This window comes from Jeotgalicoccus nanhaiensis, assembly GCF_015235105.1.
GTDB lineage: Bacteria > Bacillota > Bacilli > Staphylococcales > Salinicoccaceae > Jeotgalicoccus > Jeotgalicoccus nanhaiensis.
The window spans coordinates 1-22,010 of record NZ_JADGLW010000010.1 but is presented as its reverse complement, the minus strand read 5'-3'; the positions used below and the strand labels follow the sequence as shown (position 1 = coordinate 22,010).

The 22,010-nt window shown below is 43.0% G+C and carries 25 protein-coding genes; 4 read left to right on the top strand and 21 right to left on the bottom strand.

Annotated features, from left to right (window positions below; genetic code table 11):
* Positions 1 to 32: 32 nt before the first annotated feature.
* The 10 genes from IR135_RS10620 to IR135_RS10575 form a co-directional block, all read right to left on the bottom strand.
* Complete coding sequence (locus tag IR135_RS10620; RefSeq protein WP_135099227.1) at positions 33 to 1,241, bottom strand: CamS family sex pheromone protein; 1,209 nt, start codon at positions 1,239 to 1,241, stop codon at positions 33 to 35.
* 3 nt (positions 1,242 to 1,244) lie between these two features.
* Positions 1,245 to 3,215 carry an NAD-dependent DNA ligase LigA gene (ligA, locus tag IR135_RS10615; protein ID WP_135099225.1) on the bottom strand — a complete coding sequence of 657 codons (1,971 nt, stop codon included), beginning with the start codon at positions 3,213 to 3,215 and terminating at the stop codon, positions 1,245 to 1,247.
* Positions 3,216 to 3,220: 5 nt separating this feature from the next.
* Entirely contained in the window at positions 3,221 to 5,395 is a 2,175-nt protein-coding gene (gene pcrA, locus IR135_RS10610; protein WP_115885450.1) for a DNA helicase PcrA, read from the bottom strand.
* Between the two features lie 18 nt (positions 5,396 to 5,413).
* Positions 5,414 to 6,079: a heptaprenylglyceryl phosphate synthase gene (locus IR135_RS10605; RefSeq protein ID WP_135099223.1), complete on the bottom strand. Its 666-nt coding sequence runs from the start codon at positions 6,077 to 6,079 to the stop codon at positions 5,414 to 5,416.
* Between the two features lie 173 nt (positions 6,080 to 6,252).
* Entirely contained in the window at positions 6,253 to 6,930 is a 678-nt protein-coding gene (locus tag IR135_RS10600) for a M15 family metallopeptidase (protein ID WP_135099221.1), read from the bottom strand.
* A 1-nt stretch (position 6,931) separates the two neighbouring features.
* The gene (gene purB, locus IR135_RS10595; RefSeq protein ID WP_135099220.1) at positions 6,932 to 8,227 is read right to left on the bottom strand and encodes an adenylosuccinate lyase; all 1,296 of its coding nucleotides are present in this window, start codon (positions 8,225 to 8,227) and stop codon (positions 6,932 to 6,934) included.
* A complete protein-coding gene (locus IR135_RS10590) occupies positions 8,224 to 8,436 on the bottom strand; it encodes an NETI motif-containing protein (protein WP_135099218.1) in 213 nt (70 codons plus the stop codon). The genes purB and IR135_RS10590 overlap by 4 nt, the downstream gene beginning before the upstream one ends.
* Positions 8,399 to 9,055 carry a DUF2179 domain-containing protein gene (locus IR135_RS10585; RefSeq protein WP_115885445.1) on the bottom strand — a complete coding sequence of 219 codons (657 nt, stop codon included), beginning with the start codon at positions 9,053 to 9,055 and terminating at the stop codon, positions 8,399 to 8,401. Before IR135_RS10585 ends, IR135_RS10590 begins: the two co-directional genes overlap by 38 nt.
* Positions 9,056 to 9,080: 25 nt before the next feature.
* Positions 9,081 to 9,899 carry an ammonia-dependent NAD(+) synthetase gene (nadE, locus tag IR135_RS10580; RefSeq protein WP_135099216.1) on the bottom strand — a complete coding sequence of 273 codons (819 nt, stop codon included), beginning with the start codon at positions 9,897 to 9,899 and terminating at the stop codon, positions 9,081 to 9,083.
* Positions 9,900 to 9,905: 6 nt separating this feature from the next.
* Positions 9,906 to 11,357: a nicotinate phosphoribosyltransferase gene (locus IR135_RS10575; RefSeq protein ID WP_135099214.1), complete on the bottom strand. Its 1,452-nt coding sequence runs from the start codon at positions 11,355 to 11,357 to the stop codon at positions 9,906 to 9,908.
* A 187-nt stretch (positions 11,358 to 11,544) separates the two neighbouring features.
* On the opposite strand from IR135_RS10575, the gene IR135_RS10570 reads away from it, so the two are divergent.
* On the top strand, positions 11,545 to 12,471 hold the full coding sequence (locus IR135_RS10570) for a manganese-dependent inorganic pyrophosphatase (RefSeq protein ID WP_135099212.1): 927 nt from the start codon (positions 11,545 to 11,547) through the stop codon (positions 12,469 to 12,471).
* A 205-nt stretch (positions 12,472 to 12,676) separates the two neighbouring features.
* On the opposite strand, the gene IR135_RS10565 is transcribed toward IR135_RS10570, so the two are convergent.
* Together IR135_RS10565 and IR135_RS10560 are read right to left on the bottom strand one after the other, a co-directional pair.
* Positions 12,677 to 13,651: a nuclease-related domain-containing protein gene (locus IR135_RS10565; protein WP_135099210.1), complete on the bottom strand. Its 975-nt coding sequence runs from the start codon at positions 13,649 to 13,651 to the stop codon at positions 12,677 to 12,679.
* Between the two features lie 236 nt (positions 13,652 to 13,887).
* Complete coding sequence (locus IR135_RS10560; protein ID WP_135099208.1) at positions 13,888 to 14,172, bottom strand: alpha-amylase; 285 nt, start codon at positions 14,170 to 14,172, stop codon at positions 13,888 to 13,890.
* A 116-nt stretch (positions 14,173 to 14,288) separates the two neighbouring features.
* On the opposite strand from IR135_RS10560, the gene IR135_RS10555 reads away from it, so the two are divergent.
* Complete coding sequence (locus tag IR135_RS10555; RefSeq protein WP_135099206.1) at positions 14,289 to 14,675, top strand: YolD-like family protein; 387 nt, start codon at positions 14,289 to 14,291, stop codon at positions 14,673 to 14,675.
* Positions 14,676 to 14,677: 2 nt separating this feature from the next.
* Here IR135_RS10555 and IR135_RS10550 read toward each other — a convergent pair whose 3' ends face one another.
* The gene (locus tag IR135_RS10550) at positions 14,678 to 15,550 is read right to left on the bottom strand and encodes a bifunctional 5,10-methylenetetrahydrofolate dehydrogenase/5,10-methenyltetrahydrofolate cyclohydrolase (protein ID WP_135099204.1); all 873 of its coding nucleotides are present in this window, start codon (positions 15,548 to 15,550) and stop codon (positions 14,678 to 14,680) included.
* Between the two features lie 108 nt (positions 15,551 to 15,658).
* Positions 15,659 to 15,808, bottom strand: a complete 150-nt coding sequence (gene rpmG, locus IR135_RS10545) for a 50S ribosomal protein L33 (RefSeq protein WP_035811226.1) — start codon at positions 15,806 to 15,808, stop codon at positions 15,659 to 15,661.
* A 242-nt stretch (positions 15,809 to 16,050) separates the two neighbouring features.
* Here rpmG and IR135_RS10540 point away from each other — a divergent pair, with 242 nt between their 5' ends.
* Positions 16,051 to 16,986, top strand: a complete 936-nt coding sequence (locus IR135_RS10540) for a metal ABC transporter solute-binding protein, Zn/Mn family (RefSeq protein ID WP_135099202.1) — start codon at positions 16,051 to 16,053, stop codon at positions 16,984 to 16,986.
* Between the two features lie 42 nt (positions 16,987 to 17,028).
* On the opposite strand, the gene IR135_RS10535 is transcribed toward IR135_RS10540, so the two are convergent.
* From IR135_RS10535 to IR135_RS10515, 5 genes are all read right to left on the bottom strand, one after another.
* A complete protein-coding gene (locus IR135_RS10535) occupies positions 17,029 to 17,199 on the bottom strand; it encodes a hypothetical protein (RefSeq protein ID WP_162842321.1) in 171 nt (56 codons plus the stop codon).
* A 16-nt stretch (positions 17,200 to 17,215) separates the two neighbouring features.
* The gene (locus tag IR135_RS10530; RefSeq protein ID WP_135099200.1) at positions 17,216 to 17,635 is read right to left on the bottom strand and encodes a (deoxy)nucleoside triphosphate pyrophosphohydrolase; all 420 of its coding nucleotides are present in this window, start codon (positions 17,633 to 17,635) and stop codon (positions 17,216 to 17,218) included.
* Positions 17,636 to 17,653: 18 nt separating this feature from the next.
* Complete coding sequence (locus tag IR135_RS10525) at positions 17,654 to 18,760, bottom strand: iron-containing alcohol dehydrogenase (protein ID WP_135099198.1); 1,107 nt, start codon at positions 18,758 to 18,760, stop codon at positions 17,654 to 17,656.
* A 1-nt stretch (position 18,761) separates the two neighbouring features.
* On the bottom strand, positions 18,762 to 19,088 hold the full coding sequence (locus tag IR135_RS10520) for a TIGR04104 family putative zinc finger protein (protein WP_135099196.1): 327 nt from the start codon (positions 19,086 to 19,088) through the stop codon (positions 18,762 to 18,764).
* A 66-nt stretch (positions 19,089 to 19,154) separates the two neighbouring features.
* Entirely contained in the window at positions 19,155 to 19,460 is a 306-nt protein-coding gene (locus IR135_RS10515; RefSeq protein WP_135099194.1) for a thiamine-binding protein, read from the bottom strand.
* Between the two features lie 80 nt (positions 19,461 to 19,540).
* Here IR135_RS10515 and IR135_RS10510 point away from each other — a divergent pair, with 80 nt between their 5' ends.
* The gene (locus IR135_RS10510; RefSeq protein ID WP_115885431.1) at positions 19,541 to 19,720 is read left to right on the top strand and encodes a hypothetical protein; all 180 of its coding nucleotides are present in this window, start codon (positions 19,541 to 19,543) and stop codon (positions 19,718 to 19,720) included.
* Here the strand turns inward: IR135_RS10510 and IR135_RS10505 are convergent.
* On the bottom strand, positions 19,717 to 20,835 hold the full coding sequence (locus tag IR135_RS10505; RefSeq protein ID WP_135099192.1) for a CapA family protein: 1,119 nt from the start codon (positions 20,833 to 20,835) through the stop codon (positions 19,717 to 19,719). The two genes, IR135_RS10510 and IR135_RS10505, sit on opposite strands and share 4 nt — an antisense overlap.
* Before the next feature lie 55 nt (positions 20,836 to 20,890).
* Positions 20,891 to 21,826: an ABC transporter substrate-binding protein gene (locus IR135_RS10500; protein WP_135099190.1), complete on the bottom strand. Its 936-nt coding sequence runs from the start codon at positions 21,824 to 21,826 to the stop codon at positions 20,891 to 20,893.
* Between the last annotated feature and the right edge of the window lie 184 nt (positions 21,827 to 22,010).

Here is a 22,010-nt window from a genome sequence, read left to right as displayed (position 1 = left end):
CCAAAAACCGGGGCACTTTTCCATGTGCTTACTTATTCAAATATATAAAGATTCGCTTCACTGTCGCCTTTACGTGTGATCACACTGTAAACCTGCGCTTTATCTTTAATTTCCACTTCGATATCCGTACCTGGGAAATGTTCGTTCACGAGGTCTCTAACGAACTGAGACATCCCAATCATTTCACCGCGGCTGTTATATTCAATCGGTATTTCGACTGTCAGCGTATCGAGGGTGCCATCTCTGAATTTCCCTCTGCCGACAGAAGTGGTAAAGCTCTCAAAATAAGACGATAAATCCCTGTTGAAGTTTTGGTATTCGCTGTTCGCCTCTTCAGAAATTTCCGCAGCTTCGCTCGACGGCAGTAGTAAGTTCTGTACATCGATATCTGTAAATGACTCAATCGTATTTTCACCCGGTGCTACAACAGCCTCTGATACAAAGTTCCCGGGCACAATATCCGTATCACCCGACTGAATGAAAATTGCAAAGACAATTTCTTTATCGGCGTACTGATCATTGGCACGGATGCGCGTTAAAATTTCCGCTGCCATTTCCTCGCCTTTTTCTTCTACCGTCTCAAGATCCAATGCACGTTCCTGTGTCTGTCCGTACTCTTCTGTCTGATAATAATGAATACTGTTCATGGCGAGACCGATAGTGATGCCGTCAAATGAAAGATTGCCTTCATCATCCTCTGTCATGTAATTTTGTTCGAGTATATGGGACAGATAAAGCGGCGCTTCTTCCGCGATAACTTCCGGATCTGTTTCGCCGTTGGTCGAAGGATTCAGTCCGAGATTGCTGAAGGCATTCGTACTGAGCAATTCTTCATCATCCATATTCTCCAGCTCTTCATTCGTGTATTGACGGCTTAAATAGCCTCTGATCATTTCTTCTGAAATAATCTGTCCTTCGCGGAATATATATTCATTTGTAGGAAACACATTCTGGCTGATTGAAAAAAGTCCTTTTTCAAATTCTTCAACATTATATGAAGATACTAAATTGGCACTCGACAGCCCGCGGGCCGGCGACAGTTCATACGGTACAACAGAACGGTAAAATTCTTCGCTGCTTGAAGTAAGCGTGTCATCCTGCTCCTCAATCTGCACGTTCGACACCTCATTGTCGAGCGCTGAATCACCCATCTGCTCGGTGATTTCTGCTTCATTGGCACCATCGCAGGCTGCAAGGAGCAGCAAGGCTGCACCTGTGAGTAATATCGATTTAAACTTCATAACTCATTGCCCCAATTTCTCAATAAATTCTCTTTCATTCCATACGGTAACACCAAGTTCATTCGCTTTTTCAAGCTTGCTGCCGGCGTCTTCCCCCGCCACAACTACATCTGTATTTTTAGACACACTGCCCGTTACTTTGCCCCCGTAAGATTCAATACTTCCTTTGGCTTCACCCCGGGTCATTTCAACCAGCTTGCCGGTTAACACAAATGTCATCCCGTCAAACACGGTTCCGGACAGCTCTTCTTTTTCCTCTGTAAGATTAAGTCCCGCTATCTTAAGCTTATTTACAAGCTCGATAAAATCTTCATTCTGTGTATATGTCACGATTGAATCCGCGATTTTATCGCCGATTTCCGGTATTTCAATCAGCTGTTCTTTCGTCGCTTTTAATACTTCGTCCATCGAACCGTATTCTTCTGCAATCAGTCTTGAAGCTTTTGAGCCGAGAAAACGCACGCCGAGACCAAACAGCAGCTTGCTCAGCGGCGCTGTTTTCGATGCTTCAATTGCGTTCAGCAGATTGGTTACTTTTTTATCTCCCATGCGTTCCAAATCGATTAAATCATCATACTGAAGCTTGTACAAATCAGAAACATCTGTAATTAATCCCGCATCAAACAGCTGGCGCACTACTTTCTCGCCGAGCCCGTCAATATTCATGGCGCCGCGGGAAACGAAGTGGATGATACCTTCTGTGAGCTGTGCCGGGCACGCCGGATTAATACAGCGAATTGCTACTTCATCTTCCAAATGCACTGTGTCGTGACCGCATGACGGGCAAGTTGTCGGTGCTTCGTACACTGCCTGATCCGTGCGTTCTTCTTTTAAAGATTTAACCACTTCCGGAATAATATCCCCTGCTTTTCGAATAACAACCTTGTCACCGATGCGGATATCCCGTTCTTCTATCAGTTCATGGTTATGCAGTGATGCACGTCCGACTGTCGTACCTGCTACTTTTACCGGTTCCAGTATCGCTGTCGGTGTAATAACACCGGTACGTCCCACTGTCAGCTCAATATCGAGTATTTCCGTCACCACTTCCTCCGCCGGAAATTTATACGCAATTGCCCAGCGTGGTGATTTCACTGTATAGCCAAGCTCTTCCTGAGTAGAGAGATTATTTACTTTAATGACGATACCGTCTATCTCATAAGCGAGTTCCGAGCGGTGCGTCGTCCAGTAATCGACATACTCAATGACTTTATCAATACTTGTCATCAGTCTGCGCTCTTTATTCGTTTTAAAACCCAGTTCATCGAGTTTGTCGAGAGCGCCGCTTTGGCTTTCGGCATCGAGTGCTTCCGGAGATGTAACACTATATAAGAAAACCGATAAATTACGTGCTGCCGCAAGCTTCGGATCCAGCTGTCTCAAAGAGCCTGCCGCTGCATTTCGCGGGTTCTGGAATTCCTGCTTTCCTTCTTCAGCTCTCTTTTCGTTCAGATTTATAAATGAGCGTTTCGGCATATAGGCCTCGCCGCGCACTTCAAAAGTTAAATCCGAATCCACAGTCAGCGGGATTGCATGAATTGTCCGCAGATTTTCTGTAATATTTTCTCCGACCGTTCCGTCGCCGCGGGTGGCGCCGCGGGTGAAGCGTCCTTCTTCATAAGTCAGCGACACTGCGAGCCCGTCGATTTTAAGTTCACACATATATGTAACCTCGCCGGCGTTATTTCTGACACGCTGGTCAAATGCTCTTAAGTCTTCCTCATTAAAGGCATTTCCGAGACTCAGCATCGGCGAGCTGTGTTCAACCTTTTCAAAACCGCTCAGTATTTCACCGCCGACTCTGACTGTCGGCGATGTGTCTGTTTTGTATTCCGGATACTTTCCTTCCAGTTCGATCAGTTCATGGAGCAGCTTGTCGTACTCCGAATCCGGAATCGACGGATTGTCTTCGACATGGTATTCGTAATTATAGCGCGTGAGCAGCTTTTGTAATTCGCGAATTCTTTCTTTCATTTATATCAGTCCTTTTTTTCAAGCGGTGCATAGTTGGCAAGCAATCTTTTCGGTCCTGCAGTTTTAAAGACAATATCGAGTTCCGTATTGTCCCCTTCTCCTTTAACCTGGGAAACAATACCTTCTCCGAAGGCTTTGTGGGAAACCTTATCACCAACATTAAAATTAGTGCCTGTATTTGTGTTTATAATACGCGAGCGTTTTTTCGGTCCGCGTGAAAAAGATGAACCTTCGCTGCTGCTGCCTGGCATACTGTTTGAAAAGACGCTTGACGATTCCAGCAGTTCTTCCGGTATTTCACTCAGGAAGCGGCTCATCATATTACTCTCGGTCTTACCGTAAAGCATGCGCGATTCCGCACGCGACAAGATTAAATGCTCCATTGCGCGCGTCAGGGCCACGTACATCAATCGTCTTTCCTCTTCCAGTTCCTGATCATCGAACTGCACGCGGCGCGATGGGAAGATGCCTTCTTCGAGACCGACGATAAAGATCACTTTAAACTCAAGTCCTTTTGAGGCATGCATTGTCATCATTGTTACACCGGCGGTATCATCCATGCCGTCCTGATCGGATACAAGGGCCATATCACTCAGGAAGTTAAATAAATTATCATCCGCAACAGGATTGTCATTATCGAATTCTTTTGTTACTGTCTTGAATTCCTCGAGGTTTTCAAGCCGGCTTCTGGCCTCCAGTGTTTTATCGGAACTCAGCATATCATGGTAGCCTGTATCAGCCAGCACTTCATCAACGAGTTCCGTCATTGTCAGATACTTCGATTTTTCTTTTAAATTATCCAGCACCTGAAGGAGTGACATCAATTTCCCTACAGTTTTCGCCGGAATACCCAGGAAGTCCGCATCGCGGATGGCATCGTATATGCTTGAATTTAATTGTTCTGCATGGGCCCGAAGCTTATCGATTGTCTTCGTGCCGATTCCTCTTTTTGGAACGTTGATAATACGCTGGAAGCTTATATCGTCAAAAGGATTCTGAATGACTTTTAAGTAGCTCATCAGGTCTTTAATTTCCATTCTGCTGTAGAACTTCGTTCCGCCGACCATTTTATACGGAATACTCGATTTGACAAAAGCATCCTCAACCGCACGCGACTGGGCATTCGCACGGTACAGTACAGCCATCTCGCCGTAAGAATACTTTTCAGAAAGCTCTTGCACTTTCTGGACGACCCGCTGCCCTTCCTCACGTTCACTGAACGATACATTCACATCAATTTTTACGCCGTCACCTTTATTGCTTCGCAGGTTTTTCGGTTTGCGCTCTGTGTTGTTATCGATCACGGCGTTCGCCGCATCCAGTATCGTTTTCGTCGAACGATAGTTTTCTTCCAATTTGATAACTTTTGCTTCCGGATAATCTTCTTCAAAATTTAATATATTCTGGATGTCCGCGCCGCGGAATTTATAAATCGACTGGTCCGAGTCGCCGACGACGCAGATGTTCCGGTATTTAGCAGCCAGCATCTGGACAAGCTGATACTGAGCGTGGTTTGTATCCTGATACTCGTCCACGTGAACATACTGAAAACGTGTCTGATAATAATTCAGCACGTTCGGCTCCTTGTGAAACAGTTCAATTGTGAGCATAATTAAATCATCAAAATCGAGAGAACTGTTACGGTAAAGAATTTCCTGATAATCTTTGTAAATCTCACTGTAAAGCTCATCCTGAAAACCGCCTGCTTCTGAAATAGCCTGTTCCGGTTTGATGAGCTGATTTTTATAGTTTGAAATAACTGAGAGAATGCTTCTCGGATTATGCTGCTTTGTATCCAGGTTGCGCGTTTTTAAAATATCTCTGACGACCGACTGCTGATCGAGCGGATCCAGAATAGAAAAACTCGTGTCATAGCCGAGATAGCTGATATCACGCCTTAATATCCGTACACACATTGCGTGGAATGTAGAAATCCACATCTTTGATGCATCTTCTTCAATTAATTTATCGACACGTTCGCGCATTTCTTTAGCGGCTTTGTTCGTAAATGTAATTGCCAGTATATTGTAGGAAGGCACCTGCTTTTCATCGAGCAGATAAGCAACCCGGTGAGTCAGCACGCGCGTTTTACCGCTTCCCGCACCTGCCATAATTAAGAGCGGGCCTTCCGTCGTTTTAATTGCTTCCAGTTGTTCTTTATTCATCGTAGATAAATCCATTATAAAAACTCCAGTTTATTAAATGATAGTTTCTAATGCTTGCCGAGCATCGTCGTAAATAATATTGCCGACAACCATTATATCGCTGACGCTGTCCATCTCTGTCGCCGTATCTTTTGAGACGATGCCGCCGCCGTAAACGATGCTTGCGTTTTCCGCTGCTTCATACGCTTCTTTAACCAGCTCCCGGTCGCCGAAGACGCCGCTGTACTCTATATATATGTAATCCATTTTGTATAACTTATCGAGCATATGAATCATCGCGATAAATTCTTCGTCATTCACAGTATGGCAGTTTGCATGTTTAAACGCTTTGCAGTCCTCGTTCATTATAATATAAGGCAGGAGTGAAATACTGTCGTAATCGATAAAGTCATGATACTCCATCAGTGCACGCACCAGCATGCCGTGTGTAAAAGTGACATCATCCGTATTAATTACCGTCGGCACAAAATAATGATCAAAACCCGGAACAGCAGCATCGGGATGAGGGATTTCAAGTGCTGCAGGAACGTTATAGTTTCTTATGCGCCTGAGCAGCTCTGAAACATTTTTTTCAGTGACGTTATCAGTACCGCTGACCAGCAGCAGATCCGTGCCGGAGTTCACAATTTTTTCGAGTGTGCTGCCGCTGATTTCTTTAGCCGGATCCAGTTTAAATATATGCTTTGCATGTCGCGTCATAAGACCATATCCTTTATAAAATTCATAAGATGATTATATCATTTTTAACCTCCAAAAAACATTAAAGGAGGAGGATGGAAGTATAAGCTTTAAAAGATAATTTTAAAGTGAATATAAAGAAACCCGTACGCCGGCTCTCCCTCGGAAAGCTTGCATACGGGCTGATATGTTATTTAAACCAGATCGAAGTATTCTTCAAGTGTCAGGCCGCTTTCATATATAGCGGGCGCTTTATCTCCGACATACCTTAAGTGCCACGGCTCGTACATATAACCGGTAATATCTTCTTTGCCTTTCATGTAACGGATAATAAAGCCGTATTCATGTGCCACATCTTTCAGCCACTGAAATTCGGGCGTATATTCAAAAGACGTCTGGAGCAGCACTGCACTGTCATAAGAACCGACATCGATAGCAAGTCCTGTCTGGTGCTCGGAATGTCCCGGTTCTGCGCTGTACTGGTCTGCTGCTTCTTTGCCGTCCCGCGCCACATAGCTGTTATACAATTCTGCCTGGTAGTCGTAGCTTCTAAAACCGCTTACCAGTTCAAAATAAAGTCCTTCTGCCTCGGCATCTTCAAACATTTGCGTGTAAGCCTCAATTACTTCAGGCTGCATTTCAGGATTGTAATCCTCAGGCAGCGGTATTTCCTTGTTTACTATTAACACGCCGTCTGCGTAAGTCACACCGTCGACGACTTCAATGTTAACCGGAATGTCCAGATTGGTGAAGGTCAGCGGTTCATAGGCTTTCGTATATCCCGCCGCTTCGATTTCCTCCGGTGCGCCGCTGCTGCATGCTGTCAGCAAAAATGCCATGAGTACTGTGATTAATAATCTTGATACTTTCATCTTATTCCAAACCTGCACGTTTAAATATAGTATCGACACGGCTCAGATGGTGGTTTTCATTAAAGCACTCATCCAGCTCTTCTGCCGTCAGCACTTCCTGAATACGCTCATCTTTTCCAGCAAGCTCTCTCAGAGGTACTTTAGTTTCCCATGATTCCATGGCTTTCGGCTGAACTAAGTCGTAAGCTTCTTCGCGTGACAGTCCCTTGTCAATTAACGTCAGCATAATCTGCTGAGAGTATACAAGACCGAAAGTTTTGTCGATGTTGGCCTTCATATTTTCAGGGAACACCGTCAGGTTTTTCATAATTCTGCCAAAGCGGTTCAGCATGTAATTCAATGCAATCGTTACGTCCGGCAGCATAATTCTTTCTGCAGATGAATGCGAAATATCACGTTCATGCCACAGAGGTACATTTTCGTAGGCAGTTGAAATATAGCCGCGGATGACGCGGGCAATTCCCGTCACATTTTCACTGCCAATCGGGTTGCGTTTATGAGGCATGGCACTTGACCCTTTTTGGCCTTTCGCAAATGCTTCTTCCACCTCGCGTGTTTCTGTTTTCTGCAAGTGTCTCACTTCTACAGCAAACTTCTCAACTGATGTTGCAATCAGTGCCAGCACCGCTATGTAGTGAGCATGACGATCGCGCTGCAGCGTCTGAGTCGATACCGGTGCAGGCGTCAGGCCGAGGTGTTTACAAACGTATCCTTCAACTTCCGGCGGAATGTTGGCAAAGGTGCCGACCGCGCCGCTCATTTTACCGACTTCAATTTCTTCGCGGACATCTTTAAAACGTTTCAGATTCCGCACCATTTCCTGATGCCACAGAGCCATCTTAATACCGAAAGATGTCGGTTCTGCATGCACGCCGTGCGTGCGTCCCATCATGAGTGTATGTTTATGTTCGCGCGCCTTATCAGCTAATATCTCGATAAAGTTATTTAAATCCTGCTCAATAATTTCGTTTGCCTGTTTCAATATGTAGCTCTGGGCAGTGTCGACAACGTCAGTAGACGTCAGACCGTAGTGAACCCATTTCTTTTCTTCTCCTAAAGTTTCCGAAATCTGGCGGGTAAACGCCACAACATCGTGACGCGTTTCCGCTTCGATTTCTTTAATGCGGTCCACATCAATACGGGCATTGGGACGGATGTTTTTAACTTCATCCTTTGGAATGACACCGAGCTCCGCCCATGCTTCTGATGCAAGAATTTCAACTTCCAGCCACGCATCAAATCTGTTTTTTTCTGTCCAAATCTTCGTCATTTCTTCTCTTGAATATCTGCTTATCATTTTGGCTCATCCTCATTCATTAATTTGCCTTCAAACATAATCTCCTGATGCGAGACGGTAATCTCGCCGTTTTCTTCTTTGAAAACGGGCTGTTCGAATCTTCTTACCGGCTGGTAGCCTTCGGCTTTCATCGCCGCCAGCACATCCGTAAGCGACCCGTCTTTTTCTACTTTAAATTTCTTTTTTTTCGGTTTTTTGTGCTGTGTCATGAACCTCACCCTGCTCCTGTGCTTCATATACTTCTTCAAGTACTTCTTCAACATTTTCCGGCTGGTAATTGCTCATCTTGCGTCTGCTGAGCCCTTTTGTCCAGAAGCCGCCGTGAATATTTTTCGGTTCGTGCGAAATGATAAACGCCCTGTCATCGAGCTCTATAATTGTTTCGATCAGTTTCCGTTCATATTTTCTCGGAGTTAAAATCTGCATTACCGTACGCTGGCCGTCACGCCCGTACTGATGACTGTGCGTTACTCCGTAGCCTAAATTGCGCAGGTCGTTCGGCAGATCGATGTCTTTTTTCGCCGCAGTCACATTAACTACAGTGTAGCCGAGCGCCAGCTTTTCTTCGATTTTCGTGCCGACCAGTATCCCGACACCAAATCCGAGCGCGTAAGCGACAATATTCTGAGGACGATCCAGGTTGTCGAGCACCAGCCCGAGGCCGATGACGTAAACAAATGTTTCCAAAATACTGAAGGCAGCCGCGACGAAGCGGTAACCTTTCAAGGTCATTATGGTCCGCATCGTTAAAAATGTAACGTAGATAATATTAATTACGAATATAACTAATATCATCAGCATGGGATTATCTGAAATTGCCTGAAGCATAATTTAATCTATCCTTCTTTCTTTTTTAAACTGGTAAATTATAGCGATTATAAGGTAAATCGCGTTTGTGCTGTGACTGGTAATATAAGGTTTTAATTCTGTCATATGCTTCATCAGGCACTGTTTTTCCTTCTAAGAAATCATCGATATGATCATAGGTCACGCCTAGTGCTTCTTCATCGCTTAAGAGCGGTTTATCATCTTCGAGATCTGCTGTCGGAATTTTTTCGTACAGATGAGCTGCTGCGCCAAGATATTTCAGAATGTCGCGTCCCTGGCGTTTGTTGAGGCCGGTCAGCGGCGCAAGATCAGCTGCGCCGTCGCCGTGTTTCGTGTAAAATCCTGTCAGTGCCTCCGCCGCATGATCAGTTCCGAGCACCACACCGCCGGTATGGGCTGCGATAGCGTACTGCACTTTCATGCGCTCACGGGCCTTCTCGTTTCCTTCCACAAAATCGCTCAATTCGTAGCCGCTGTCGGCCAGCGCCTTAACACCTGCATCAACAGCTTCTTTAATATTGACTGTTGTTTCAACACTCGGGCTGATAAATTCCATCGCATCGCGCGCATCATCTTCATCGCGCTGTTCACCGTAAGGCAGGCGCACTCCGTAAAATTTAATACTGTGCCCATCTTCGTTCAACTCATCAGTCGCCAGCTGTGCAATTTTGCCGAGCAGGGTAGAATCCTGACCGCCTGATATACCGAGTACAAAACTTTTTATAAAACTGTATTTTTTAACGTAGTCTTTTAAAAAATTAATTATTTCGCGGGTTTCCGCTGCCGGGTCGATCTCCGGTTTAACGTGCAGTTCCTCTATTATGTGCTGCTGCAGTTTATCCATAGCAAATCACTCCAATATATTATTTGAAAGTTCTTCTATGAGATTATTTTTGACATTCCATAATTCAGCCGATAAATCCACCGGATATTCCTGCGGGTTTAAGAAACGTTTCGTTTCTTCCCAAATTGTATCGAGGCTCTGCCGGCAGTTTTCCTGCATTTCATCGACAGACGGAGAAGTGTAAACAACCTTGCCGTCGATAAAAATATCCTGAAGCAGTTCAACAGGCTCAAACGATTTAACCAATTTCCGTTTCATCGTATGCACCGGGTGGAACATTAACAGCGGCTCCTCAGGATTAAGGACTTCATCGTGAAGTGCAATATAATCTCCTTCTGACATTCCTGTTTCCTTATTGATGATACGGTAAACTTTCTTCTTGCCGGGTGTCGTCGTTTTTTCGACATTGCCGGAAATTTTTATCCGGTTCTGCCACTCGCCCGCTTCATCCTGAATCGCTGCAAGTTTGTAGACCGCGCCGAGTGCCGGATTATCATAAGCTGTAATCAGTTTTGTACCGATTCCCCAGCCGTCGACTCTCGCACCCTGTGACATTAAGGATAAAATTGTCACTTCGTCGAGGTCGTTCGAAACGATGATCTGCACATCTGTATAGCCCGCATCGTCGAGCATCTTGCGAGCCTGTTTCGTTAAATATGCAATATCGCCGGAGTCAATTCTGATTCCTTTAAAGTTAATTCTGCTGCCGAACTCATCTGCCACTTTAATAGCAGTCGGTATGCCTGATTTCAGTGTGTCGAAGGTGTCTACTAAAAATACACAATCAGTATGTGTTTCTGCATATGCTTTAAAGGCATCGTAATCATTTCCGTATGCCTGCACCATTGCGTGAGCATGTGTCCCGCTCGGTTTCAAGCCGAATAATTTCGCTGCCCGGACATTACTCGTTCCATCAAACCCGCCGATAACAGCGGCGCGTGCTCCCCATAAAGCGGCATCGAATTCGTGAGCGCGGCGCGTGCCGAATTCCATTAAATTGTCGTCCGGTACAAGCTGTCTGATCCGGCTTGCTTTTGTTGCAATCAGCGTCTGAAAGTTAACGATATTAAGCAGCGCTGTTTCAATCAGCTGAGCTTCAACAAGTGTCGCTTCAACCTGCACGAGAGGTTCATTATTAAATACAGTCTCCCCTTCAGCCATTGAGCGGAGCGTTCCCGTGAAACGTACTGTTTTTAAATAATTTAAAAATTCATCACTGTAACCGAGCGTACTTAAATATTCGATGTCGCTGTCTGAAAAGTGCAAGTGCTGCAGATAATCGATAATATGTGTTAAGCCGGCAAATACCGCATAGCCGTTTTCAAAAGGCATCTTTCGGAAATACACGTCGAAAATTGTCTGACGTTCATGTATACCCTGTTCAAAATACGTTTTTGCCATGTTGATCTGATATAAATCCGTGTGCAGCATGAAGCTGTCATCCTGATACTGATACATACATCCATCTCCTGTGCATTTAACAATTATATTTGCTTTAATTTTATCATATAAACTTATTGTATGAGCGCTTTGAATGCACTATTATATACTGACTTTAAAAACTAAGATATAGATAGATAAAAGCAGTAATGTTAAAATGTAATCATATATATTTTTAATACAAAGAAAAAGGAGACAGACAGTAATGACACAAAAAATATTCGGTCACCAAAATCCTGATACAGATACAATCACATCAGCACTTGTAGCTGCTGACATTGAAACTCAGCTCGGCAACGATGCAGCACCGTACCGCTTGGGTGAAATAAGCAGTGAAACTGCATACGCACTAGAACACTTCGGTGTGGAAGCGCCTGCTTTATTAAATGAAGTCGGTGCAGGCGAAGAAGTTATTTTAGTCGACCACAATGAAAAACAGCAGTCCGCCCCCGGCATTGAAAACGCAACGGTGACAAAAGTATACGACCACCACAGAATCGCAAACTTTGAAACAGAAGGCCCGCTTTACTACCGAGCTGAGCCGGTCGGCTGTACAGCGACAATTCTGAACAAAGTTTACAAAGAAAATAGCTTAACAATCTCGAAAGAATCAGCAGGCTTAATGCTGTCTGCAATTATTTCGGATACGCTTCTGTTCAAATCACCGACAACGACAGAAGAAGACATCGACGCAGCATCTGAACTTAAAGACATTGCGGGCGTTGATTTGGAAGAATACGGCCTTGAAATGCTGAAAGCCGGTGCATCAACTTCCGATAAAACAGCCCGTCAGTTAATTACAGGCGATGCGAAAACATTCGACATCGGTGAAAAGAGTGTGCGAATTGCGCAGGTTAACGTCGTTGACGTAGACGAAGTATTCTCACGCCGCGAAGAACTCGAAATCGCCATTAACGAAGAAATCGAACGCGATGGCTACGACCTGTTCACGCTCATCGTGACAGACATTTTGAACTCCAACTCAAAAGTACTTGCCTTAGGCCCTGAATTCTCTTCGGTCGAACGCGCATTTGATGTTGCACTGGATCAAAATACAGCAGTCCTGGAAGGCGTTGTCTCACGCAAAAAACAAGTCGTGCCTAACATTACAAAAGCATTATCTGATTTATAATAATAAATGGATGAATGAAACCCGCCCTGGTGGCGGGTTTTTTGTATATTTGGGGAGGGGTGGTGCTAGTAAACGTCGTCGTCTCTTCAAACGACAACATCCAGACTCGGGTAAACGTCGTCGTCTCCTCAAACGACAACATCCAGACTCGGGTAAACGTCGTCGTCCCTTCAAACGACAACACTTAGACACTACAATATAAAAATCATTCTCTATAATTCTTATATTTCGAAGTATAGTCAAGGTATTTCATTGCCTCGTTAAAATCGTGATATTTAAAAGTATACTCTGTACTTTTTCCTTTCCTGTTTTTATAGCAATACTTCGCAAATGCTCTCCTAACGACTTCTGGATGTAAATCATCACCAATTAATGTCATCAATCTTTTTTTCGTCATACTTTCTCCATAAAACAAATATTTATAATCACTCATTACACGGAGCATATGAGTTTCATTCGACTCTTTTGCGCCGCAGCTTCCACACTGACGATGGTAACGAGCTTTCAAAAGATTAAATTCTCCACATTTTCCGCAGTACAGCCCTTTACGTAGTCTGTCTATATCAGTCTGCGTTTTAAAATACATATTTTCACCGATGCTGTTCTCGATTAGCTTTACAATTGCTTCTGCCCTTGCACCAATATTTCCATACCGGAAACTGCGGAAATATTTTTTCAAGTTGGAACGCACCACAATTTTCCCCCATACCTTATCGTCATCCGTTGTCATTCTGAAGTCATCATTCGGAAAAACAACTTTTCCGCTTACATCAAATGCCGGTCCTCTGCCTTCACTAAGTTTCAACAGTCTATTTACCGCTCGGGTTACCTGCGTAATTCCGTCATCCGATAATCGACGTGAACCGTTGAACCACTGTCCCTTCTCATACCGGTAGTCACCAGAATAATTTTTAATTTCATTCACAACTGCACCGCTGTCACCGACTATAATACTGTCGTACTGTGTTAGGGAGTTCTCTATTTTCAGATAAACATCTCTAAAAATATATACCTGTTCATGTCCAATAGAGTTAAATATTTCATCATATAAAGTTTCTCCTTCATAACCCCGTTCAGCCATTTTCATCTTAATCTTTTCCTCCGCCCCCAAAGCCATCCTCCTGTTCAATGTCCGGTAATGCAAAAGAACCGGCGGTGTGTTTCTGCTGTTTAAATACATATAATTTCCTCCTTTTAAAAAAAGATCCTTCTACCCTATATATAGGCGAAAAAGCCGTTTTTCTTTTAAAAAAGTTACTTAAACACAAAAATAGCAAAACTGGTTTACTTTTTACACAAACATGCCTACTTTTGACATTTTATCCCAACGAAAAAAACCTCTTAAACTGAAGTCTCCCAAACATTTTCGACAACAAAAAAACCGGAACCTTCCCGGCCCCGGTGTCTCCCACAAATCTATTCAAATATTCTCATCAGCACACTCGTTTTGCCTTCCTTCAGATACTCTTTAGAACATTCATCTCTGATGTCATATTCCAGTTCATGCAGCGCGTTGCCGAATGACATTTCATCTATCCAGTTTGTCAGATCGGCCTGATCGTAACACGATGGAGCGACAATTTCCTTATTCGTATGATCGACAATAACGCGTGTTGTGCCGCTTGTTTTATCTGCTAACGGGAGCAGCAGTACAGCAAGTACAATTACTGTAATAATCCCCCATACTATTTTCTTTCTCATCTGGTTTCCTCACTTACTTTTTATATCCTCTTTAACTTACCATAAATCTGCAGCTTGAAAAATCGAACGTATGTTCGTATAATAAAAACTAAGAGTCAGGAAAGAAGGGATTTGTTATGAAGTTCCGCAGCTATCCTTCTGAAAATTCACAAGGTGATATACCCGAGGGGCGCGGTATGGTTAAGTGGGCGCCGTTTGCAACTATGCCCGAACAGTTTGAAAATGTCGGCAGACTGATGGACAGCCAGTCGAAAATCAAACGTCCTGTATTGTCGGATGACCGGCTGGATGAGATTGAACACATTCTGAAATATGCAGTGAAAGAAAGGCTGCCGGTAAGAGTCGACTACTATTACGACGGAGGCCGCTTCAGTATTTCTCTTCATATTATAAAAATAGACCAATGGAGCATGATGCTCATTGGTCAAATTTACGATACTGAAGACTTCATTTTCGTGCCGTTTATCGATATATTGGATATATTTATATTACCCGCGGGCTAATCTTATTTTTCTAAGAATAATACCGGCTCTTTCTGATGTTCTGTTGCTTTCACAAGATGATATGCGAGGACTGTCGTTGTAATGGCACCAATTCCCCCCGGTACCGGTGTAATGAATGAGGCTTTGTCTTTTACAGCTTCATAGTTTACATCTCCGACCATCTTGCCATCTTCTGTAAAGTTAATACCGACATCGATAACGATGGCGCCGTCTTTAACGTGCTCCTCATCAATCAGGTTAATTGCACCGGCCGCGCTGACAATCACATCAGCATTTTTACATTTTTCAACAAGATTGTCAGTGTAAAGGTTGCAGGTTGTTACCGTTGCTTCCCTGTTCATCATTAATAATGATAAAGGTTTTCCGACCACTGCGCTTGCACCAACAACTGTAACGTTCTTGCCTTTTAAATCAACTTCATAATAATCGAGCATATTCATAACTGCTGCTGGTGTACACGGTTCCAGGCGATCCGGATCGTTTGTCAGTACTTTGCCGAGATTTGATGCTTTCATACCGTCGATATCTTTAAACGAGTTCATAATTTCAGCAACGCGTTTCATAGGAATATGTTTTGGCAGCGGCTGCAGCAGCAGAATACCGTGAATTGCGTAGTCTTCATTTATTTCTCTGAATTTAGTTAAAAATACTTTTGTCGAAACATCTTCCGGAAAATGGTACTGGGCTGTTTCCATCCCAAGTTTCTCAAAACGTTTTACCGCAGCATTCTCATAGGAAATTGAATCTGATAAGTCTCCGATTCTGACAAATGCAACTTTAGGTTTAATACCGTGTTCTTCAGAAACTTCCAGTGCCTGTTTAATTTCCTCAGATAAGTGTGCTGCTACTTTTTTTCCGTCCATAATTACTGTCATTAAAAGCACTCCCCTTACTTTTTCTGGTTAATTACCCATCGATAATTGTACCATATTTAAAACAAATATAAAAAAAAGCTATCATCCAAAGATGATAGCTATAAGAAATTATTTAGTTTCACGGTGAAGTGTGTACTTGTTCAATCTAGGGCAGAATTTCATCATTTCGATACGCTCTGGATTGTTTCTTTTGTTTTTCTTAGTGCTGTAGTTGCGGTCTCCGCATTCTGTACAAGCTAATGTAACGATTACTCTCATTTCTGTCGCCTCCTTCATTAAGTTAAATCGATATTAAATGATAATATACTCGAATCAACTGGCCAGTTGATCATCCACGCACATAGATGATTGGTATATACTTTTGTAAATCACCTTATCTATTTTACTAGCAGACCGGAAAAATTTCAAGTCTTTCTTATTCTAAAATATACAGTTGCATATCTTCTTATATTCCTATATAATTTTAAATCGTAATGATTACGATAAAAAGAGGTTTTCCTATGAAGAAATTATTTCCTGCTTTACTTTTATTATTAATACTTGCCGCCTGCAGCAATGACCAGACGAATGAAGAAGATGGCGAATTAACTATATATACAACAGTATTTCCGCTGACGAGCTTCGTCGAGCAGATTGCAGGCGACACCGTAAACGTAAAATCCATCTACCCGCCGGGCGCCGATATGCATTCATATGAACCGACACAAAAAGATATGATGTCCTATTCCGATGGCGATTTATTTATAACAACATCAAATGATCTCGATCCGGTCGCAGCGAGTATCGCAGAAACGATCAGCGGCGATACCGAAATCATTGAGGCAGCAGCTGATATTGACACAGAAGCTTTCCTTGAAAGCCACCATGAGCATGAACACGATCATGAAGAAGACTCGCATGACCACAGTCATGGCAGTCTGGACCCTCACCTCTGGCTCAGTCCGAAACTCGCAGCAGAAATGGCGGAAGCTGTAAAGATTGCCTTGGCTGAACATAATCCTGAATCCGCAGATATGTATGAGGAGAACTTTGAAGTTCTGAAAAATGATATCGAAGAAATAGATCAGGAACTGACAGCAATTACAGAAAACCCTGTTAATACAGACGTTTATATTTCGCATGAATCAATCGGCTATCTCGCCCATCAGTACGGTTTTCATCAGGTCGGTATCAGTGGTCTTAATAATCAAGAGCCGTCACAGCAGGAACTTGCTGAAATTATTGAGAACATCAAAGCTGAGAATATCCCCTATATCCTTTACGAACCGAACGTGGTATCGAGCGTCACAGATGTCATCCGCAGTGAGACAAATACAGAACCGCTCTATTTTAACAATTTAGAGTCACTGACATCTGAAGACCCTTCCGATGCGACATACCAGTCGATGATGAAAAAAAATATCGAAACACTCGATAAAGCACTCAACAGCAAATAAAAAATCTCCTGAGAAACTCTTCTCAGGAGATTTTTTTAACATTTACTCTTTGCCGCGGTATAAATCGTGTTTAATATTCTCTGTAAACTCGCGGATTTCGTCTACATCTTTTTTAAGTATAAATGCCAGTACAACTGCTGCCACAGCAGTTAACGCAAATAAGATTACAAAAGCTTTAAATAACACGCCTAATAAACTCTTAATAAGTTCCATAGCAATCCCCCCTTAATTAACACTTTCCTACTCTATTCCCACTTTTTTGTTTTATAATCTCAATTGCAGGAATATCTGCAGGCGCCCAGTCCAGCTTTTCAATTTCCAAAGGATTTACCCATTTCATCTGAACATGTTCCAGCAGACGGATTTTCCCTGCAAGTATTTTGGCATAGTATGTCGTCAGTTCGACAATGCCAAAATCGTATTCATATACTGTCGTCGTAATCTTTTCCCCAATACTGATATCGAGTGTCATTTCTTCGACCAGTTCGCGTTTTAATGCATCTGCCGGTGTTTCCCCGTCCTCGATTTTCCCGCCGGGAAATTCCCATTTAAAAGCTAAGTTTTTTCCTTCAGGCCGCTGTGCACATAAGATAGAGTTATTTTCATCTTCTATTACTGCACCAACAACTCTTATATATTTTTTCGTCATAATAAAACCTCCGGATGCTTACTTTCTTTCGAGCATCTTAATAATTTCATCTTCAGATAATTGAGCCAGATTATTTTTATAGTTCCCTGCTGCCATCGTCTGGCGGGCAATTTCCGGAATATGTTTACGGTCGATACCAAGTTCTTCAAACGTCATGCGAAGACCCAGGCGTTCCTTCAATGCATTTAATTCATCGGATAATTCTTCAGTATTTTTAAAGCCCAGCTGAATGCTTATTTTATCAATTCTGGAATCGGCTTTTGCATTGTGCAGAATCCACTGATCGAGGCTGAAAGCGCACGCTTCAGCATGCGGAATGCCGAACTCCGAAGTTAAATAGTAGCTCATCGCATGGGAACCGCTCGTTGCAGTCTGGCTGAAACCAATACCCGCAGTAGTGCTCGCAAGCGCCATATTGGACCGTGCTTCGGCATTTGCTCCCTCGCGCCAGGCGGTCTCGAGATTATCAAAGGCAAGTCTCAGCGCAGTAACTGCGAGTCCGTCGGAAATCGGATTATTGTTTACCGCACCGATTGAATCGAGCGCATGGCAGATAACATCAATACCTGAAATTGCCGTGACAGACGGCGGACACGTATATGTAAGCTCCGGGTCTACGAGCGCAACTTTAGGATACAGCACTTTGCCGCTGATAGATGTCTTGATACCTTTTTCTTTATCGCTGATTACGCTGAACGGTGTCACTTCTGACGCTGAACCGCTCGTTGACGGCAGTGCAATCACCGGCAGTGCCTCAGTGATATTTCTATCCTGGATAATTGTTCTTGCATCCACGTTTTTAACAATTGCTGCAGCTGCTGCTTTCACGGCGTCCATCGTTGAACCTCCGCCTGCTGCAATCAGCGCTTCAGCACCGTGTTCGTTAGCAGCATTGATAATATCATCTACGTTGCCGACCGTCGGATTTTCTTCGATATCGGAAATGACCGCTTTAATTTGACCCGGCAGGAGTGATTCGAGCAATTCAGCAATACCGTTTTTCACCTGCGAGTTTGATGCAGCTACAACGTACGACTGGTAGCTGTATTTCTCTAATACTGTATCTATTGTCTGCAGCACACCGGCACCGAAGTGCACCTCTGCAGGATTATTAAAAGTAAACATTTTATTTCCCCCTTGGTTTATCTTTTACATTGTACTCATATCGTTTAAAACGCACGGTCAGCGGCTGGAATAAGAGTAAATAGAGCAGAAACATTATAAAACTGATTAACAGAGACGGCACAATCGGCCAGCCCATAATCGGAATTAAGATAAAGATAAACAGCGCCACACTGAGTATCGCGATATAATCGTATATAATTGATAATGTAGACGGCTCAAGATATTCTTTGCACTTTGGACATTTAATGCGTGTCCGTGGTTTCAGGGCATAGCCGAGCAGTTTTTCCTTGTATGTCCATTGGTGTTTACAATACGGACACTCTCCCATGACATCACCTTACTTTATGTTTTCTTAGCGTAATTATAACAAAAAAGAAGAGCGCGTTCGCTCTTCTTATTCATCATCTTCAAATTCATAGTAATCTTTTAAAATATCTTTAATGCTGTTTTCTTCTTTAGACTGCACGAGTTTTATATTAGTTGTAACGTGGTCGCAGCCCTCGTTTGATAAATGAGCATTTATCTTTTTAACTAAGTTAAACAGTTCGTCGATGCTGCCTTCAACTGTCGTTTCCTGCGGCCCAACAAAATGCGTTAAACCGCTGCTTTCAATCAGTTCGATTGCACTTGTCGTATGCGAATACAGTTTAGCATCGCCCGGATGATACGGCAAAACCTGAATACTCATCAAATAGTTCATTTAAATCTCTCCTCAAAATCTTTTCTGTTACCATTATGATACTATACATTATAGAAAACAAACATTTAGAGGTGACCGTTATGTTTAAAATAAGCAAAGGTTTAAATATTATTTTAATTGTCATAGCACTCGGTATGATTTATTACTTTGCACAGGATTTTCTTAGTCCTTCATGGAACATTCCCTTAGTTATCCTGCTGCTGGTACTCGGTGCCGCATCGATTATTTCCATTATTAAAAAGGAAGAACCCGATGATTAATCCAGGTACGGTACAATGTCGACCTGGTCACTGTATGATGTCATATGCTCTTCCACATCACCGTACACATCATCCATCCCCATATCCGCCAGCGGATGAAGATAAAAATCTTCATACTCATTGCTGTCGACATAAGTCGGCATAAAGCGCACCGCGCCAACATCAGTTTCGCCGCCCGACTGTTCAACGCTCACTTCCAAAATTCCGCCGAGCCGTGTATTTAATGACTGCTGGGCACTGAAGAAATTCGACATTGAATATGCAATAACTGCTTCTGATCCGTCTTCTCTTTCATAATGTTCAATAGGCTGCAACGTGTGCGGGTGCGATCCGACAATAATATCAGCACCTGCATCTGCCATCGTGCGGTATTCAGGCACATGCTCTTCGCGCGGGAATTCATCGTATTCCACACCCTGATGGTAGCTGACAATCAGCACATCCACCTTCTCTCTTAATGCTTCAATATCCGATAGAATTCTCGGCATATCGATAATATTTACTAAATACTCCTGACCTTCCGGTACAGGAATGCCGTTTGTTCCATATGTATAGGCCAAGAAGCCGACATCTATGCCGTTTACATTAAAAATCCTGTCGCGGTTCATATCTTCTTCACTGATGTTTGCACCGACATAATCAATGCCGCGTTCAGTTAAGTTTTCAGCTGTAGCGAGTACTCCGTCAGTGCTGCGGTCAAGCGTATGGTTATTAGCAAAGTTTACAATATCCGCATCAAAGTAACTCAGCAGGTCCGCAACTTCTTCCGGCGCGTTAAACGTCGGGTAGCCGCTTAAACCGAGTTCTTCACCGCCGATAGGTGTCTCCTGATTCATAAACACCAGATCCTGCTGCTGCAGATAAGGCGCAACGCTCTCAACACGGGATGTAAAATCGTAGCCGTCCTGTGTCTCGACATCTTCATATAAATAGTCGTGAATCAAAATATCTCCCGTCGCAGCAAAAGTAAAAGAACTGTCCAGATACTGACTCAGATTCTCAAAAAGCGCTTCTTTATTTATGCTGTTAAATTCTTTAGTGCGGGCTTCCAGCGGCTCTTCATCAGAACCTCCAAATATGTTCAAAAATAATAATACCGATAAAATTTTTTTCATATTATTCCCTCCGTAAAGTATTTCCTGTTTTCGGTCAAATTAAAAATCTTCAAAACTAATCCGTTTCGGCCTCATTTACTTTATCAACAATATACTCTGTCTGCTTTCTGACAGATATTAAATCATTTGTAATATAATCATCACGGTTTAATAAAATAACGTGCGCTGCCGGAATGCCGAGCGCTTCAGAAAACTGCTGCTGCAGTGCTTCATCTGCTGTATTTTCCACGTTCACAAATATATAATCCGTTTCAAATGCATTGAAATTTTCCGGCTGTTTTACATCGAATAAATTTTCCTGCAAGTCGTTTTTCGCTGACTCATCCATTTGAAAACCGAGCACATCGTAAACAGCTTCTGTACCGTAGCTCATGTATTCATTATATAGAAGATAGCCGTCTTCATGTTCTACAGCCACAAGTGCCTGTTTATCATCGGCCTGTTCATTCAATTCACGTTTCAGCACCGTTGTCTCAGCTTCCCACTCATCACCAATTTTGTTCGCTTCGTCTTCTTTATTTAAAATGACCCCTAAATAATACAGCTGCGTCAAATATGCACGCGGACTGAAAGGACTCATAATCCCCGACGAATAAGTAATCCTGATCGACGGAGCGATTTTCTGATATTCCTCAAAGTATTCATCCGGCGAGTATGTAACAATTAAATCCGGTTTAATTTCTTTAAGGGACTCCAAATCTCCAGGTTCAAGATAAGTCACTTCTGTGCCGAAGGCATCTTCTACAGTGCCGTTATTTTCCAAGCCTTCATTGATACCGCTTACATCAAAACCTAAAAGAGCGGCATTGCCGGGATCAATTGTACGGAACAGCACAATGCTTTCAGGGTTTGCCGGAATATCAATTTCATTCGTATCCTCGGTTGTAATCCGTCTTGTTTCTCCATCTTCTGATATATCAATTTCTCTAAAACTTGAACAGCCTGTCAGCAGCAGCACTGCTGTCAAAAGCATCATAATTTTTATTTTCATCTCGTCACCTTCACTATTGATACCGTCATTATACACATAAAAAAAGCCGGGGGATACTGACGTGCTCCCCTTAAGTTGTACTTACTATTCAACTTAAGGGGAGTTTTTGTATGAAAAATAATAAACATAGTTTTGAATTTAAGTTAACAGTCGTAACAGATTATTTAAATGGCGAAGGTGGATT